The organism is Geodermatophilus dictyosporus (genome assembly GCF_900115505.1).
GTDB lineage: Bacteria > Actinomycetota > Actinomycetes > Mycobacteriales > Geodermatophilaceae > Geodermatophilus > Geodermatophilus dictyosporus.
The window spans coordinates 633,487-650,353 of the sequence record NZ_FOWQ01000001.1 but is presented as its reverse complement, the minus strand read 5'-3'; the positions used below and the strand labels follow the sequence as shown (position 1 = coordinate 650,353).

At 73.6% G+C, this 16,867-nt stretch carries 16 protein-coding genes; 11 read left to right on the top strand and 5 right to left on the bottom strand.

Annotated elements, in window-relative coordinates:
- Positions 1-52: 52 nt before the first annotated feature.
- The 6 genes from BMZ33_RS03010 to BMZ33_RS02985 all read left to right on the top strand — a co-directional run bounded on the left by BMZ33_RS03010 (position 53) and on the right by BMZ33_RS02985 (position 7,064).
- Complete coding sequence (locus BMZ33_RS03010; RefSeq protein WP_169063810.1) at positions 53-1,420, top strand: ABC transporter substrate-binding protein; 1,368 nt, start codon at positions 53-55, stop codon at positions 1,418-1,420.
- Between the two features lie 73 nt (positions 1,421-1,493).
- Positions 1,494-2,462, top strand: coding sequence for a carbohydrate ABC transporter permease (locus BMZ33_RS03005; protein WP_091107565.1), 969 nt, complete (start codon positions 1,494-1,496; stop codon positions 2,460-2,462).
- Entirely contained in the window at positions 2,459-3,352 is an 894-nt protein-coding gene (locus BMZ33_RS03000; protein WP_091107563.1) for a carbohydrate ABC transporter permease, read from the top strand. The genes BMZ33_RS03005 and BMZ33_RS03000 overlap by 4 nt, the downstream gene beginning before the upstream one ends.
- 10 nt (positions 3,353-3,362) lie before the next feature.
- Positions 3,363-4,376, top strand: coding sequence for an NAD(P)-dependent alcohol dehydrogenase (locus tag BMZ33_RS02995; protein WP_091107561.1), 1,014 nt, complete (start codon positions 3,363-3,365; stop codon positions 4,374-4,376).
- 29 nt (positions 4,377-4,405) lie between these two features.
- Positions 4,406-5,521 carry an ABC transporter ATP-binding protein gene (locus tag BMZ33_RS02990; protein ID WP_091107559.1) on the top strand — a complete coding sequence of 372 codons (1,116 nt, stop codon included), beginning with the start codon at positions 4,406-4,408 and terminating at the stop codon, positions 5,519-5,521.
- Positions 5,522-5,561: 40 nt separating this feature from the next.
- Positions 5,562-7,064 carry a mannitol dehydrogenase family protein gene (locus BMZ33_RS02985; RefSeq protein ID WP_091107557.1) on the top strand — a complete coding sequence of 501 codons (1,503 nt, stop codon included), beginning with the start codon at positions 5,562-5,564 and terminating at the stop codon, positions 7,062-7,064.
- Between the two features lie 3 nt (positions 7,065-7,067).
- Here the strand turns inward: BMZ33_RS02985 and BMZ33_RS02980 are convergent, their stop codons facing one another.
- From BMZ33_RS02980 to BMZ33_RS02965, 4 genes are all read right to left on the bottom strand, one after another.
- Positions 7,068-7,472 carry a hypothetical protein gene (locus BMZ33_RS02980; RefSeq protein ID WP_091107555.1) on the bottom strand — a complete coding sequence of 135 codons (405 nt, stop codon included), beginning with the start codon at positions 7,470-7,472 and terminating at the stop codon, positions 7,068-7,070.
- A gap of 34 nt (positions 7,473-7,506) precedes the next feature.
- Complete coding sequence (locus BMZ33_RS02975; protein WP_091107553.1) at positions 7,507-8,010, bottom strand: VOC family protein; 504 nt, start codon at positions 8,008-8,010, stop codon at positions 7,507-7,509.
- Positions 8,011-8,098: 88 nt separating this feature from the next.
- Positions 8,099-9,343, bottom strand: a complete 1,245-nt coding sequence (phaZ, locus tag BMZ33_RS02970; RefSeq protein ID WP_091107551.1) for a polyhydroxyalkanoate depolymerase — start codon at positions 9,341-9,343, stop codon at positions 8,099-8,101.
- Between the two features lie 79 nt (positions 9,344-9,422).
- A complete protein-coding gene (locus tag BMZ33_RS02965) occupies positions 9,423-11,027 on the bottom strand; it encodes an acyl-CoA synthetase (protein WP_091107549.1) in 1,605 nt (534 codons plus the stop codon).
- Between the two features lie 266 nt (positions 11,028-11,293).
- Between BMZ33_RS02965 and BMZ33_RS02960 the strand changes: the two genes are divergently transcribed.
- From BMZ33_RS02960 to BMZ33_RS02940, 5 genes are read left to right on the top strand one after another with little or no spacing between them, the layout of a single operon-like run.
- The gene (locus BMZ33_RS02960; RefSeq protein WP_169063809.1) at positions 11,294-12,109 is read left to right on the top strand and encodes an ABC transporter ATP-binding protein; all 816 of its coding nucleotides are present in this window, start codon (positions 11,294-11,296) and stop codon (positions 12,107-12,109) included.
- The gene (locus BMZ33_RS02955) at positions 12,106-13,083 is read left to right on the top strand and encodes an ABC transporter ATP-binding protein (protein WP_091107945.1); all 978 of its coding nucleotides are present in this window, start codon (positions 12,106-12,108) and stop codon (positions 13,081-13,083) included. Before BMZ33_RS02960 ends, BMZ33_RS02955 begins: the two co-directional genes overlap by 4 nt.
- Entirely contained in the window at positions 13,080-13,970 is an 891-nt protein-coding gene (locus BMZ33_RS02950; RefSeq protein ID WP_091107546.1) for a branched-chain amino acid ABC transporter permease, read from the top strand. Before BMZ33_RS02955 ends, BMZ33_RS02950 begins: the two co-directional genes overlap by 4 nt.
- On the top strand, positions 13,963-15,201 hold the full coding sequence (locus tag BMZ33_RS02945) for a branched-chain amino acid ABC transporter permease (protein WP_091107545.1): 1,239 nt from the start codon (positions 13,963-13,965) through the stop codon (positions 15,199-15,201). The genes BMZ33_RS02950 and BMZ33_RS02945 overlap by 8 nt, the downstream gene beginning before the upstream one ends.
- Positions 15,198-16,448 (top strand): ABC transporter substrate-binding protein, encoded by a 1,251-nt coding sequence (locus tag BMZ33_RS02940; RefSeq protein ID WP_091107542.1) that lies wholly within the window; start codon positions 15,198-15,200, stop codon positions 16,446-16,448. Before BMZ33_RS02945 ends, BMZ33_RS02940 begins: the two co-directional genes overlap by 4 nt.
- A 123-nt stretch (positions 16,449-16,571) precedes the next feature.
- Here the strand turns inward: BMZ33_RS02940 and BMZ33_RS22990 are convergent, their stop codons facing one another.
- Positions 16,572-16,724, bottom strand: a complete 153-nt coding sequence (locus BMZ33_RS22990) for a hypothetical protein (protein ID WP_244524227.1) — start codon at positions 16,722-16,724, stop codon at positions 16,572-16,574.
- Positions 16,725-16,867: the final 143 nt, after the last annotated feature.

Sequence of the window (16,867 nt, the reverse complement as noted above, 5' to 3'; positions counted from 1 at the left end):
GGCATCCCGCTCAAACGAGCGACGGCGTGTCACCGGGATGGGGGGACCGCCGGTGTCCGGACACGTGCGACCTGCTCCCGCCGCCGTCGCGGCCGTGGTGGTGGCGCTGGGGCTGAGCGGGTGTGCCGGGTGGGGCGGCGGTCCCACCGGCGGCGGGCCCGACACGATCAACGTGCTGATGGTCAACAACCCGCAGATGGAGGACCTCCAGCAGCTCACCGCGGAGCACTTCACCGCCGAGACCGGCATCACGGTCAACTACACGGTGCTGCCGGAGAACGACGTCCGCGACAAGATCAGCCAGGAGTTCTCCAGCCAGGCCGGGCAGTACGACGTCGCCACGCTGAGCAACTTCGAGATCCCCATCTACGCGCGCAGTGAGTGGATCGCCCCGCTCGACGACTACGTCGAGGCCGACGCGGAGTTCGACCAGGACGACGTCCTCGCGCCGCTGACGGCGTCGCTGTCCGGGGACGACGGCCGGCTCTACGGCGAGCCGTTCTACGGCGAGTCCTCCTTCCTCATGTACCGCACCGACGTGCTGGAGGCCGCCGGCATCGAGATGCCGGAGAACCCGACCTGGCAGGAGGTCGCCGAGATCGCGGCCGCGGTCGACGGCGCCGAGCCCGGGATGGCCGGGATCTGCCTGCGCGGCCAGCCCGGGTGGGGGCAGGTCTTCGCGCCGCTGACCACGGTGGTCAACACCTTCGGCGGCACCTGGTTCACCGAGGACTGGGAGCCGCAGGTCGACAGTCAGGAGTTCCGGGACGCGGTGCAGTTCTACGTCGACCTGGTGCGCGAGCACGGCGAGACCGGCGCGCCCCAGGCCGGGTTCACCGAGTGCCTGAACAACGTGGTCCAGGGCAACGCCGCGATGTGGTACGACGCCACCTCGGCGGCCGGCTCGCTGGAGGCCGAGGGCTCACCGGTGAAGGGCCTCATGGGGTACGTGCCCGCGCCGGTGGTCGAGACCGACAGCTCGGGGTGGCTCTACGCCTGGTCCTGGGCGATCCAGCAGGCGAGCACCAAGAAGGACGCCGCGTGGGAGTTCGTCTCCTGGGCGTCGAGCCGGGAGTACGAGGAGCTCGTCGGCGCCGAGCTCGGCTGGTCGCGGGTGCCCGCCGGCAAGCGGGCCTCGACCTACGGCAACCCCGACTACCTGGCCGAGGCATCGGCCTTCGCCGAGCCGACCCTGGCCGCCATCGAGGCCGCCGACCCGAACGACCCCGGCGTGCAGCCGCGGCCGGCGCCCGGCATCCAGTTCCTCGGCATCCCCGAGTTCCCGGACCTGGCCACCCAGGTGTCGCAGGACGTGAGCTCGGCGATCGCCGGCCAGATGACCGTCGACGAGGCGCTCGCCCGGGGCCAGGACCTGGCCGAGGACGTCGCGGAGCGCTACCGCGAGCGCGAGTCGGGATGAGCGGCGGCGGACCCACCACCCGGACCGGCAGGACCGCGGGTGCCGGACCGGCCCGCGAGGGGGAGGAGCGGCCATGAGCACGACCATCGAGCGCAGGCGCGACGACGTCGGGACACCGCCGCCGCCACCGCCGCCCTCCGGGGCGCTGCGGCGCACGTCGGACTGGGCCCGCCGCGCGCCCCTGCTGCCGGCGCTGATCTTCACGATCGTGGTGACGCAGCTGCCCTTCGTCGTCACACTGGTCGTGTCGTTCATGGACTGGAACGCCTACTACCCCGACGAGCGCGGGTTCACCGGCTTCAGCAACTACGCCAGCGTGCTCACCGACGTGAACATGCGCGAGGCGATCCTCACCACCGTCGTGCTCACCGTGGTCGTCGTCCTGGTCAGCCTGCTGCTGGGCCTGGGCATCGCGCTGCTGCTCGACCGGCGGTTCCGCGGCCGCGGCGTGGTGCGCACGATGATGATCACGCCGTTCCTCGTCGTCCCGGTGGCCGCGGCGCTGCTGTGGAAGCACGCGCTGTTCAACCCCGAGTACGGCCTGCTCAACGGCACGCTCACCGCGATCTGGCGGCTGTTCGGGTCGGACGACGCGCCGCAGCCGGACTGGATCACCGCCGCGCCGCTGGTCTCGGTCGAGATCGCCCTCATCTGGCAGTGGACGCCGTTCATGATGCTGATCCTGCTGGCCGGGCTGCAGAGCCGGCCCCTGGACGTCATCGAGGCCGCGCGGATCGACGGCGCGAGCAGCTGGCAGGTCTTCCGCTACATGACCTTCCCGCACCTGCGCCGCTACCTGGAGCTGGGCGCGCTGCTGGGGTCGATCTACATCGTCCAGAACTTCGACGCGGTCTTCACGATCACGTCCGGCGGGCTGGGCACCGCCAACCTCCCGTACGTCATCTACCAGACCTTCTACCAGGCGCACGACTACGGCCGGGCGTCGGCGGCGGGCGTCGTGGTGGTCATCGGGACGATCGTCATCGCCACGCTCGCGCTGCGGACGGTCTCGACGCTGTTCCAGGAGGAGAACGCGCGATGAGCTCGGTCACCGACGTCGCCCCGGTCGCCGCCACCCGCACCCCCGGCGGCGAGCCGCGCCGGCCGCGCAAGCCCCGCGGCGGTGCCCTGCTGGCCCTCCTCGCCTGGCTGATCGGGTTCCTGTTCGTCCTGCCGGTCCTCTGGATGGTCCTCACGTCGTTCCACAGCGAGGAGGACGCCGCGACCAACCCGCCGTCGGTGCTCGCCCCGCTCACGCTGGAGGGCTACCGGTCCTTCTTCGGCATCGGCACCGGCGCCAACCCCTGGCCCTCGCTGCTCAACTCGCTGACCGCCAGCGTGGTGTCCACGGCGATCGTGCTGCTGTTGGCCATCCCGGCGGCCTACGCGCTGTCGATCCGGCCGGTGCGCAAGTGGACCGACGTGCTGTTCTTCTTCCTGTCCACCCGGATGCTGCCGGTGGTGGCCGGCCTGCTGCCCATCTACCTGTTCGCGCAGTTCAGCGGGCTGCTGGACAACATCTGGCTGCTCATCGTCCTCTACACCGCGATGAACCTGCCGATCGCGGTGTGGATGATGCGCTCCTTCCTCGCCGAGGTGCCGGTGGAGATCCTCGAGGCCGCGTCGATGGACGGCGCGGGGCTGCTGCTCACCCTCCGCCGGGTGGTGGCGCCGATCGTGCTGCCGGGCATCGCGGCCACCTCGCTGATCTGCTTCATCTTCAGCTGGAACGAGCTGCTGCTCGCCCGCACCCTCACCGGCACCGTCGCGCAGACGGCGCCGGTGTACCTGACCGGCTTCGTCACCAGCCAGGGCCTGTTCCTCGCCCAGGTGTGCGCCGCCGCCTTCGTGGTGTCGCTGCCAGTGCTCGTCGCCGGGTTCGCCGCCCAGGACAAGCTGGTGCAGGGCCTGTCGCTGGGGGCGGTGAAGTGAGGGCCGGGACGTGAGAGCCGCGGTCCTGCGCGGTCCCGGCGACGTCGTCGTCGAGGAGCGCCCGGTCCCCGAGCCGGGGCCGGGGGAGGTGCTCGTCCGCGTCACCGCGGTCGGGGTGTGCGGCTCCGACACCCACTACTACGACCACGGGCGGATCGGCCGCTACGTCGTCGAGTCCCCGCTCGTGCTCGGCCACGAGGCCGCCGGGGAGGTGGTCGCGCTCGGCCCGGGCGTGGCCGCGCCGGCCGTCGGGCAGCGGGTGTCGGTCGAGCCCGGCGTGCCCGACCTGACCTGCGCGCAGTGCCTGGCCGGCCGCTACAACCTCTGCCCGGCCATGCGGTTCTTCGCCACCCCGCCGGTCGACGGCGCGCTCGCCGAGTACGTCGTCGTGCACGCCGCCTTCGCCCACCCGGTGCCCGACGGTCTGGGCGACGACGCCGCCGCGCTGCTCGAGCCGCTGTCGGTGGGCATCTGGGCGTGCCGCCGCGGCGGGGTCACCGCGGGCTCGCGGGTGCTGGTGGTCGGTGCCGGCCCCATCGGCCTGGTCAGCGTGCAGGCGGCGCTGGCCTTCGGCGCCACCGAGGTGGTCGTGTCCGACGTCAACCCCGCCAGGCTGGCGCTGGCCCGCGAGCTGGGCGCCACCGCGGTCGTCGACGCCCGCACCGAGCGCCTCGCCGACTCCGACCGCCCGCCCGGCGTGCTGCTGGAGTGCTCCGGGGTGCCCGCCGCGATCGCCGAGGGCATCTGCGCGCTGGACCGGGCCGGCCGCGCGGTGCTCGTCGGCATGGGCGGCGACGAGGTGCCGCTGCCGCTGTCGGTGGTGCAGGAGCGCGAGCTCGAGGTCACCGGCACCTTCCGCTACGCCGGCACCTGGCCGACGGCGATCGCGCTGGTCGCCGCCGGACGGGTCGACCTCGACCGCCTGGTCACCGGCAGCTACGACCTCGAGGGCACCGAGGACGCCCTCACCGCCGGCCGCCGCGACCCCGGCTCGGTCAAGGTCGTCGTCCGCCCCGGCCCCTGACCCCGGACCGCCAGCACGAGGAGAGACCCATGGCCTCGGTCACCTACGACGCCGCCAGCCGCATCTACCCCGGCGCCGAGCGTCCCGCCGTCGACTCGCTGGACCTGGAGATCGCCGACGGCGAGTTCCTCGTGCTGGTGGGCCCGTCCGGATGCGGCAAGTCCACGTCGCTGCGGATGCTGGCCGGCCTGGAGGACGTCGACCGCGGCGCCATCCGCATCGGCGACCGCGACGTGACGCACCTGAAGTCCAAGGACCGCGACATCGCGATGGTGTTCCAGAGCTACGCGCTCTACCCGCACATGACGGTGGCGGACAACATGGGCTTCGCGCTCGAGATCGCCGGCCGCAGCCGCGAGGAGATCTCCCGGCGGGTGGCCGAGGCGGCCCGGATCCTCGACCTCGAGGAGTTCCTCGACCGCCGGCCCAAGGCGCTCTCCGGCGGGCAGCGGCAGCGGGTGGCGATGGGCCGGGCCATCGTGCGCGACCCGCAGGTGTTCCTCATGGACGAGCCGCTGTCCAACCTCGACGCCAAGCTGCGCGTGCAGACCCGCACCCAGATCGCCGCCCTGCAGCGCCGCCTGGGGACGACGACGGTCTACGTCACCCACGACCAGGTCGAGGCCATGACGATGGGCGACCGGGTGGCGGTGCTGCGGGCCGGCGTGCTCGAGCAGTGCGACACCCCGCTGCGGCTCTACCAGGAGCCGGTGAACGTGTTCGTCGCCGGGTTCATCGGCTCGCCGGGGATGAACCTCGCGGAGTTCGCGCTCGACGACGGGCACGCCGTCCTCGGGCAGGCCCGCATCCCGGTGCCGACCGCGGCGCTGGGTGCGCTGTCGGCGGAGGGCGCGCGCACCGTGGTGGCCGGCTTCCGCCCGGAGTCGCTGGAGCTGGTCGGCGCGGGCGAGCCCGGCGCCTTCCCGGTCGACGTCACCGTGGTCGAGGAGCTCGGCTCCGACGCGTTCCTGCACGGGTCGCTGCCCGACCTGCCGCCGGACTCCGGCACGCTCAGCGACAGCGTCATCGCCCGTGTCGACCCCACCCGGCCGCCGGCCAAGGGCGAGCGGGTGCACCTGCGCATCCAGCCGGGCCGGGAGCACCTGTTCTCCCCGTCCTCCGGACGCCGCCTGCCCGCCGCCTGACGCCGCGCCCACCCCCTCCGCCCGCACCCTGGAGTACGCCGTGCCACCGCTCGCCGCCGCCACGCTGCCCGCCCTCGCCGGCTCGCTGCCGGTGCCGACCTACGACCGCTCCCGGGTGCGCCCGGGGATCGTGCACCTCGGGGTGGGGTCGTTCCACCGCTCCCACCAGGCCCTCTACCTCGACCGGCTGCTCGCGGCCGGGCAGGGGGAGGAGTGGGGCATCTGCGGGGTCGGCGTGCTGCCCACCGACCGCGCGATGGCCGAGGTGATGGCGGCCCAGGACTGCCTGTACACCCTCGTCGTCCGCCACCCCGACGGGACCGCCGAGGCGCGCGTGGTCGGCTCGATCGTGGAGTACCTGCTGGCGCCCGACGACCCCGACGCGGTGGTCGAGAAGATGGCGGCCGAGACCACCCGGATCGTCTCGCTGACGGTCACCGAGGGCGGCTACGCGCTCGACCCGGTCACCGGGCGGTTCGACCCGGCCGACCCCGGCGTCGCCCACGACCTGGTGCCCGGGGCGACGCCGTCGACGTGGTTCGGCCTGCTCGCCGAGGCGCTGGTCCGCCGCCGCGACCGCGGCCTGGCGCCGTTCACCGTGGTGTCGTGCGACAACGTGCAGCACAACGGCGACGTCACCCGGCGCAGCTTCGCCGCCTACGCGGCCCTGCGCGACCCGGAGCTCGGCGCCTGGGTGGAGCGGGAGGTGGCCTTCCCCAACTCGATGGTCGACCGGATCACCCCCGCGACCACCGACGACGACCGCGCCGACGTCGTCCAGCGCTTCGGGATCGAGGACGGCTGGCCGGTGGTGTGCGAGCCGTTCGTGCAGTGGGTGCTCGAGGACCGCTTCCCGCTCGGCCGGCCCCCGCTGGAGCAGGCCGGCGTCCAGCTGGTGACCGACGTCGAGCCCTACGAGCGGATGAAGCTGCGGCTGCTCAACGCCGGCCACCAGGCGCTGGCCTACCTGGGCACCCTCGCCGGGTACCGGCTGGTGCACGAGGCGGCGCAGGACCCGCTGTTCCAGCGGCTGCTGCTGGGCTACATGGAGCAGGAGGCCACCCCGACGCTGCTGCCGGTGCCCGGCATCGACCTCGACGCCTACCGCCGGGAGCTCGTCGAGCGGTTCGCCAACCCCGCGATCCGCGACACCCTGGCCCGGCTGGCCTTCGACGGGTCCGAGCGGCTGCCCAAGTGGCTGCTGCCGGTGGTGCGGGAGAACCTGGCCCGCGGCGGCGAGGTCGCCCGCTCGGCCGCGGTGGTCGCCGGCTGGGCCCGCTACTCCGAGGGCGTCGACGAGCAGGGCGCCCCGATCCCGGTCGCCGACCGCCGCAGCGCGCGGCTGGCGGCCAACGCCCGCCGCCAGCGCGAGGACCCGCTGGCCTTCCTCGCCGACCGCGAGCTGTTCGGCGACCTGGTCGACGACCCGCGGTTCACCACGCCCTACCTGGCGGCCCTGGCGTCGCTGTACGAGCGCGGCGCGCGGGCGACCGTCGAGGACGTCGTCACCGGCACCGCGCCCGCGGCCGCCGGCGGGCGGTGAGGCTCAGCCGGCGTCGAACAGCACGACCGCGTCGGGCTGCGCGGGAAAGGGGTTGGCCCACTCCGAGGCCGCGCCGGTGATCGGCTGGGCGTCGGTGACCACTACGTGCGGCGTGCCGGGGTAGACGGCGAGCACGCGGGTGGGTGAGGTCAGCGTCTCGGTGTGCTCGAGCAGCTCGCCGCGGCGCAGCAGGCGCGTCGTCCGCCGGCCGCGCAGCTGCGCGCCGACCTCGGCCACCCACTCCGCGCCGTCGGAGGTGAAGGTGATCGAGCGCACCCGGCGGCCCGGGGGAGCGGGCGCGCAGCCGGCGAACTCGGCGAGCGCCTCGTAGAGCCGCTCGGCCTGCTCGTCGTCGCTCGCCCGGGGGAGGAAGAAGGCCACCACGCCGGTGATCCTGCCCCCGGCCACCGACGGTCCCGCGCCCGGAGCAGCTCGGACCGGCTCAGAGCACGGTGGAGCCGTACATCTCGCCCAGCGGGTCGGCGATCAGCTCGACGCGGGCGCCGTCGGGGTCGCGGAAGTACACCGAGACGCCGCTGTGCACCTCGTGCGGGACGCCGGCGTCGGCGAGCCGGGCCACCAGCTCCTCCCACCGCTGTGGCTCGACGCTGATCGCCACGTGGTGCAGCCCGCCGAGCACCTCGGCGTAGGGGCCGACGTCGAGGCCGGGGAAGTCGAAGAAGGCCAGCAGGTTGCCGTGGCCGATGTCGAAGAAGAAGTGCGAGGAACCGGGGTAGTCGCGGTTCTCGATCAGCTCGGTGAGGGGGAAGCCGAGCACGTCCTGGTAGAAGCGCACGGTCGCCTCGACGTCGCTGCTGATCAGCGCGGTGTGGTGCAGGCCGCGGGCGGTCGAGGCCGGCCGCTCCCCGGCGGGCCGCAGGTGGGCGGCGCGGATGCGGGCCCGCTCGGCCTCGCGCGCGGTGGGGTCGGGTGCGGTCGCGGTCATCGCGGGGTCTCCTCGGTCGGGCCGGTGTCGTGCGGGCGATTGCGGGCGATCGTCGCAGGACGCCGGCCCGGCCGAGGAGGCGTGCGCGTCAGCGGGCGTGCGCCGCCACGGGTGCGTCCTCGTTGGCCGCGACGAACGACCGGATCACCGGGTAGATCTCGGCCTCCCAGCGGGCGCCGGCGAACACGCCGTAGTGCCCCGCGCCCTGCTGCAGGTGGTGGTGGTGCCGGTCGGCCGGGATGCCGGTGCACAGCGCGTGCGCCGCCTCGGTCTGCCCAGGGGAGCACAGGTCGTCCTGGGCGCCCTCGACGGTGAGCAGCGCGGTGTCGGTGATCGCGGCGGGGTCCACCGGCTGCCCCCGCCAGGTGAAGACGCCGCGGGGCAGGTCGTGCTCCATGAAGACGCGCTGCAGCGTCTCCAGGTAGAACTCGGCCGGCACGTCCATGACCGCGCCGTACTCCTCGTAGAAGGCGCGGGTGGTGGCCGCGGCCGCCTCGTCGCCGGCCACCATCGAGCGGTACATCTGCAGGTGCGCGCGCACGTGCCGGCGCGGGTTCATCGACATGAACGCCGTCAGCTGGGTGACGCCGGGGTAGACGCGGCGGCCGGCGCCGGGGTGGCGGGCCGGCACGGTGGTGGTGAGCAGCCGCTCGTAGCGCGAGATCGGGTGGCGGCCGGCGCCGGCGTTCACCCGGTTGGGGTTGACCCGGGTGTCGATCGGCCCGGCGATCAGCGTCAGGCTGCGCGGCTGCGCGGGGTCGCCCGCGGCCGCCATGACCGCGACGGCGGCGAGCACCAGCGGCGCGGGCTGGCACACGGCCAGCACGTGGGTGTCGCGGCCCAGGTGCCGCATGGCGGCGAGCACGTGGTCGACGTACTCGTCGAGGCCGAACCGGCCGGCCTCCAGCGGCACGTCCCGGGCGTTGTGCCAGTCGACGACGTACACGTCGTGGTCGGCGAGCAGGGTCCGCACCGTCGGGCGCAGCAGCGTGGCGAAGTGCCCCGAGATCGGCCCGACGACGAGCACCTGCGGCTGGCCGGCCACGTCGGGCTTGCCGAAGTGCAGCACGTCGGCGAACGGCGTCGAGAGCACCGGCTCCACGACCACCTCGGCGCTGCGCCCGTCGACGTCGACGGCGTCGATGCCCCACTCCGGCCGGACGTGCGTCGGGCGCGCGTCCGCCAGCACCCGGCAGGCGGCCCGCAGCCGGCGGGGCCCGGGCAGCCCGGCCAGCGGCGCCGGGAGCGCCTCCAGCGCCCGCGCGGTGAGCGCCGACGTCGTCCGGGCCGGTGCGGTCAGCCGCTGCTGCCACTCGTAGGCGGTGTAGAGCACGGGTGCGTCCCCCTCGGGTCCAGGTGTGGTGCCGACCACACCCGGCCGACGGTAGGCGACGGGAGCCCGATCGGCGCGCTCATCCGGCCAGGTCGGCGTACGTCGTCCGCAGGTCGCGCTTGAGGATCTTGCCGCTGGCGTTCTTCGGCAGCGCGTCGGCCAGCGCCACGTGGCGGGGCGCCTTGAACCCGGCCAGCCGCTCGCGGCAGAAGGCGACCAGCTCCTCGGGCCGCACCGGCTGCCCCTCGCGGGGGACCACCACGGCGGCCACGGCCTCGATCCAGCGCGGGTGCGGGACGCCGAAGACGGCGACCTCCGCGACGGCGGGGTGCTGGTAGAGGACCTCCTCCACCTCCCGGCTGGCCACGTTCTCCCCGCCGGTCTTGATGACGTCCTTCTTGCGGTCGACGACCGTGACGTAGCCGTCCTCGTCGGCCACGCCGAGGTCGCCGCTGTGGAACCAGCCGTTGCGGAAGGCCTCCGCCGTCTTCTCCGGGTCGTTCCAGTAGCCGGCCGTGGCGTGCGGGCTGCGGTGCACGATCTCGCCCTCCACGCCGGGACCCACCGGCCGGTCCTCGTCGTCGACGATGCGGGTCTCGCTGTTGACCACCGCCGTGCCGGCCGACCCGGGCCGGCGCAGCTGGTCCTCGGGGGAGAGGACCAGCGCCAGCGCGGACATCTCCGTCTGGCCGTAGAAGTTGAACAGCGCCATCCCGGGCAGCCGGCGGGACAGCTCCTCGACCACGGCCACCGGCATGATCGACGCGCCGTAGTAGCCCTTGACGAGCGAGGACAGGTCGCGGCGGTCGAAGTCGGGGGAGCGCAGCAGCCCGATCCACACCGTCGGCGGGCAGAACAGGCTGGTGATGCGCTCGCGCTCGACGGTCTCCAGCACGGTGGCCGGGTCGGGCCCGGGCAGCACCACGTTGGTCCCGCCCAGGTAGAGGTTGGGGTTGAGGAAGCAGTGCTGCGCGGCGACGTGGAACAGCGGCAGGGCGTGCAGGGCGACGTCGTCGGCGGTGTAGCGCCCGTCGACGACGCAGCTCACGTACTGGCTCACCAGGCTGCGGCTGGTCATCATCACGCCCTTGGGCCGCGACTCGGTGCCGCTGGTGTACATCAGCTGCAGCACGTCGTCGTCGGCCACCGGCACCTGCGGGGGCGAGGCGTCCGCGTGCGCCGTCCAGGTCTCGTAGGCCTCCCATCCCTCCGGCGGCGCGCCGTTCCCACCGCCGTCCCCACCGCCGAGGACGCCGCGCACCCGGACGTCGCCGTCGCGGCCGGACAGCCGCAGCGCCTCCTGCGCCACCGGCAGCAGCGCGGCCTCCACGACCACCCCGATCGTGCCGGAGTGCTCCAGGACGTAGGCGACCTCGCCGGCCTGCAGCATGAAGTTCACCGGCACGGCGATGGCGCCCAGCCGGGCCAGCGCGAAGGTGAGCACCACGTAGCCGTCGTCGTTGTGCGACAGCAGCGCCACCCGGTCGCCCTTCTGCACACCCCGCTCGGCCAGCGCGTGGGCGGTGCGGTTGACGACGGCGTCGAGCTCGGCGTAGGTCCAGGACCGCTCGCCGAACCGCAGCGCGGTCTTCCCCGGCGTGCGGGCCGCCGAGCGGTGCAGCAGGTCGCCGAGGGCGTGCCCGCGGGCGGTCGCGATCGTCGCGGTGAGCTGGTCGTCGAACACGGGGGGCTCCTTCGCCGCCGTCGGTCCCGGGGGAGTGCGGGTGTAGCAGCCGCGGACACCCGCCGTCGAGCAGCCGCCCGGTCCTGACACGACCGGGGGCCGCGGACAATGTGGAGCGCACCCGTAGGAGCGGCGCCGGGGGTGTGCTGCGGACACGTCCGCGGCGTCATGCAAGACAGACCGGCCGGTCTCGTATCACCGAGTGGTCACAGTCGCGTCGTCGGTGCCCGTCAGGCCTTGACCTGCCGCCTATCGTTCCGCCGCATGTGCTGCACATCACCTCCGGTCGCGCCGTGCTGACCGTCGACTCGCTGCAGGTCACCTACGGGGGTGCCGTCGAGGCCGTCCGTGGCGTGTCCATGGAGGTGCCCGACGGCGCGGTCGTGGCGGTCCTGGGCAGCAACGGCGCCGGCAAGAGCACGCTGCTGCGCACCATCTCGGGCACCCTGCGGCTGCACCGCGGCCGCGTCGACGCCGGCACCGTGCGCCTCGGCGACGTCGACCTCACCCGCCGTGACCCCGGCCAGATCGTGCGCGCCGGCGTCGTCCAGGTGCCGGAGGGCCGGCGGATCTTCGGCCGGCTCACCGTGGAGGAGAACCTGCGCGCCGGCGGCATGGGCAACCGCGACCGCGGCGCCAAGGCGCAGGCCGTCGCCCGGGTGCACGACCTGTTCCCGGTGCTGCGCGAGCGGTCCGCCCAGCGCGCCGGTCTGCTGTCGGGCGGTGAGCAGCAGATGCTGGCCATCGGTCGCGCGCTGATGGCCAGCCCCCGGCTGCTGCTGCTCGACGAGCCCTCCCTGGGCCTGGCGCCGCGGATCATCGGCCAGATCGGCGAGGTGATCGCCGAGATCAACCGGCAGGGCACCTCGGTGCTGCTGGTCGAGCAGAACGCCACCATGGCCCTCGGCGTGGCCGACCGCGCCTACGTCCTCGACGTCGGGAAGGTGTCGCTGTCCGGCGACGCCCGCGAGCTGGCGCAGACCGACGAGGTGCAACGGCTCTACCTCGGCCACACCGGCGACGCCCCCGAGGAGCGCACCGACCGCGCGCCGCTGCGCACCCTGTCGCGGTGGTCGGCGTGAGCGCGCCGGCGGCCGAGACCCGCACCGACGTCCCCCCGGTCGAGGTCGAGCACGTCAGCGTCGCCTTCGGCGCCATCAAGGCGCTCAGCGACGTCTCCTTCACCGTGCAGCCCGGCAGCATCCACGCCGTCATCGGGCCGAACGGCGCCGGCAAGTCGACGCTGTTCAACGTCCTCTCCGGCGTCTACAAGGCCACCGAGGGCGAGGTCCGCTTCGGCGACGCCCGGCTCAGCACCATGCGCCCCTTCCAGATCGCCGGTGTCGGCGTGGCCCGCGCCTTCCAGAACATCGCGCTGTCGGGCGCCCAGACCGTCGCCGAGAACCTCATGCTCGGCCGCCACCACCTCACGAAGGCGGGCTTCCTCTCCTCCGGGCTGCGGCTGCCGCGGGCCACCCGCGAGGGCAAGGTGCACGGCGAGCGCATCCGCGAGATCGCCGAGTTCCTCGACCTGGGCCCGAAGCTGCACACCCCGGTCGGCGTGCTGTCCTACGGCGACCAGAAGCGGGTCGAGGTGGCCCGGGCGCTCTGCATCGAGCCGCGGCTGCTGCTGCTCGACGAGCCGGTGGCCGGCATGAACGCGCAGGAGACCGTGCGGATGGCCGACGCGATCCGGGAGATCCGCTCGGCGCTGGGGATCTCGATCATCCTCGTCGAGCACGACATGGGGATGGTCATGTCGCTGGCCGACCGGGTCACCGTCCTGGACTTCGGCCGCCGCATCGCCGACGGCACCCCGGCGCAGGTGCAGTCCGACCCCGAGGTCATCCGCGCCTACCTGGGCTCGGGCACCGACATCGACCCGGCCGAGGCCGCCGCCGCCCACGACGCCACCGCCCACGACGCCACCGCACACGACACCGCCGCCCACGGCGGCAGCGGGCACGGCCCCGCAGCGCAGGGGAGCACGGCGTACGGGAGCACCGCGCACGGCACCGCAGACCACGACACCGACGTCCCGGGGAGCCGGCCGTGACCCAGTTCCTGTCCCTGCTTCTCAACGGCATCTCGCTGGGCGCGATCTACGCGCTCATCGCCCTGGGCTTCGTGATCATCTTCAAGGCCAGCGAGGTCGTCAGCTTCACCCACGGCTCGCTGCTGCTGCTCGGCGCCTACACGATCGCCCGGCTGTCGGACACCATCGGCTTCCTCCCGGCGGTGCTGGTCGGCGTCCTGGTGACCGCGGTCGCCGCGCTGCTCGTCGAGCGGTTCATCATCAACCGGCTCCGCGGCGCCCCGGTGATCAGCCTGGCCATCGTCACCATCGGCGTCGACATCATCCTGCTCACCGAGCTCATCCGGCAGATCGGCCCGGACATCCTCAACGTCCCGCACCCGTGGGGCGGCGACTCCGTCCGCATCGGCGGGGTGGGCATCAGCGAGAACCGGCTCATCGCCATGGGCGTCGCCGCCGTCCTGATCATCGCGTTCTTCGTGGCCTTCAAGTACTCCAGCTGGGGCGTGGCCATGCGCGCCTCGGCCGAGGACGGCGAGGCGGCGGCGCTCATGGGCATCCGCCAGGGCCGCGTGTCCGCGCTGGCCTGGGTGGTCGCCGGTCTGCTGGCCGCCGTGGCCGCGCTGTTCCTCGTCGGCGCCCCGACCCCGGGCGTCAGCGCGGCCGCCTACACCGTCGCGCTGCGCGCCTTCCCGGCCGCGATCCTCGGCGGCCTGGACTCCACCGGCGGCGCGCTGGTCGGCGGGCTGCTCATCGGCATCACCGAGGCGATGGCGGCCGGCTACCAGGAGCAGCTGTCGTTCCTGGGCCGCGGGTTCGGCGAGGTCGCGCCCTACGTCGTGATGATCATCGTGCTGCTGGTCCGTCCCTCCGGCCTGTTCGGGACCAAGGAGCTGACACGTGTCTGACACCCTCTCCGCGCCCGCCGGTGCCGGCCGCACGTCGGCGCCCCCCGCCGGGGCGGCACCCCGCCGGTCCCCGCTGCGGCTGCTCAAGCCGCTGCTGCTGCTGGCCGCGCTCGTCGTGCTGCTGGCGCTGCCGCTGTACGTCGAGGAGTTCTGGCTGCGCACCGGCTTCGCCGTCGCCGGCGCGATCGTCGGCGCCATCGGGCTGAACCTGCTGGTGGGCACCACCGGGCAGCTGTCGCTGGCGCACGCCTTCTTCCTCGCCGTCGGCGCGGTCAGCTACACCTTCATCTCCGGGGAGTCCGGCGGCCTGGGCACCCGGGCGGCGCTGCGCGGCCTGGAGCTGCCGCCGATCGTCGGCATGGTCGTCGGCGTGCTGCTCGCCGGCCTGGCCGGGCTGGTCTTCAGCCCGATCGCGGCCCGGCTGCGCGGCATCTACCTCGGCGTCGCCTCGCTGGGTCTGGTGTTCATCGGCGTCCACGTGCTCAACACCTGGACGCCGGTGACCGGCGGGTTCAACGGCCGCTCGGTGCCGGAGTTCTCGCTGTTCGGCTTCAGCTTCGGCAACGACGACCCGCAGCTGTTCGTCCTCGGTGTCCCGTTCCGCGAGGCCGAGCGGCTGTGGTACCTGGGCATCGTCCTGGCCCTGGTCGCCTACGTCTTCGCCCGCAACCTGCTGCGCAGCCGGCCCGGCCGGGCGCTGCAGACGCTGCGCGACAGCGAGGTGGCCGCCTCGGTCATGGGCGTCAACGTGCAGGCCTACAAGGCGCGGGTGTTCCTGGTCAGCTCCATGTACGCGGGCCTGTCCGGGGTCATGTACGCGCTGTCGATCGGCAGCATCGCGCCGGAGTCCTTCGGCCTCACCGTGTCGATCCTCTACCTGGCGATGATCGTGCTCGGCGGGCTCGGCTCGGTGGCCGGCGCGGCGCTGGGCGCGGCCTTCGTCACCGCCCTGCCGCTGGTGTTCCAGCAGTTCGCCGACGTGCTGCCGCTGGTGAGCGCGCCCGGCGAGGGTGGCGTCGCGGCCGGCATCGCGGCCCGGTACCTGTTCGGCCTGGCGATCATCCTCGTCGTCCTCTTCGAGCCCGGCGGCCTAGCCGGGTTCGCCAACCGCTTCCGCAGCCGAGGCCACCGGCCCGGCCGCGGATCCCCGAGCGCCGGTCCGGCCTCGGCGTCGAGCACCACCGTCCCCGACCCGTCCGATCCACCAGCCCAAGGGAGCAGCACCAGATGAGAGCAGGAAAGCGTTCACGGGGGGCCGCCGTCCTGGCCGCTGCCGCCGTCGTGGTGGTCAGCGGCTGCAGCACCAAGGCACCGGAGAGCGGCGGCGGCGGTGGTGGCGGCGGCGGAGGCGGCGAGGGGGAGGTCACGACCGACGTCGGCATCGAGGGCACCACCATCCGGCTCGGTGTGCTCACCGACCTGACCGGCGTGTTCGCCGCGCTGGGCACCGACATCACCAACGGCAACACGCTCTTCTGGCAGGACAACCAGGTCTGCGACACCTACGACGTCGAGCTCGACGTCCAGGACACCACCTACGTGCCGCAGACCGGCGTGCAGCTGTACTCGGGCATGGAGCCCAACATCCTGGCGATGCAGCAGACGATCGGCTCGCCGATCAACACCGCGCTCGCGCCGGAGTACGAGAACGACCAGATCGTCAACTTCCCGTCGGCCTGGGCGCGCACGCTCACCGAGATCCCCCACACCGGCGTGCTCGGCGCCACCTACGACGTCGAGCTGGCCAACGGCTACCAGTACCTGTTCGACCAGGGCCTGCTCCAGGACGGCGCCACCGTCGGGCACATCTACTTCGAGGGCGAGTACGGCGAGAACGGCCTGGCCGGCAGCGAGGCCGTGGCCGAGGCCCGCGACCTGACCGTCATCCCGGCGCAGATCAAGTCCACCGACCAGGACATGTCCGCCCAGATCACCCAGTTCGCCGCCGAGGGCGTCGACGCGATCGTGCTGACCGTCGCGCCCACCCAGACCGCCTCGGCGGCCGCGGTGGCGCAGGCCCAGAACCTCGACGTCCCGATCCTGGGCAGCAACCCGGTGTTCGCGCCGGGCCTGCTGCAGGGGCCGTCGGCGCAGTGGCTCAAGGACCACCTGTACGTGTCCTCGCCGATCACCGCGTGGGACGCCCAGCCCGAGCTGCTGCAGCAGTACCAGGCGGCCTACCCGAACACCACGCCGAGCCTCGGCGCGATCTTCGGGTACGCGATGGGCGACGTGATGAAGCAGACCCTCGACGCGGCGTGCGAGAGCGGCGACCTCACCCGCGAGGGCGTCACCGCGGCGTTCGGCGAGCTGCAGGACATCGACACCGGCGGCCTGATCGTGCCGATCGAGGGCTTCGAGACCGGGGTGTCGCCGAGCACGCAGAGCTTCATCCTGCGGCCGGCCGACGTCCCCGGCGGTGCCGAGGTCGTGCAGGACGCGTTCGAGGGCGAGCTGGCCACCGAGCTCGCGGGGTAAGGACCCCCGTGCCCCCGTCCCTCGCTGAGGCTCGGGCCGGGTCCCTGCACGGGGGCCGTTGAAACACGTTCCCAGCGGCGCCCCCTCCTCCGGGAGGGGGCGCCGTCGTGCTGTCCGGGCCGCTCAGGCCAGGACGGGCAGCTCCGGGCACGAGGGGTGCGCCGCGTCGTGGTGCACCTCGGTGCGGCACGGCCGGCCGGCGGTCGCGGTGGCGAGGGGCGCCCCGGTGCCGGGGTTGCGGGCGAAGCGCGGGAACGCGCCGCCGGCGACCTGCACCCGCAGCCGGGGGCCGGCCCGGAACCGGTAGGCGGTGGGAAGGGCTCGACGTCGACGGGGAGCACGCCGTCCTCGCCCACGGTGACGTCGGCGGCCGGCACGGCGCGGCCGTAGGGCAGCCGGACGAGGACGACGGGCAGCGG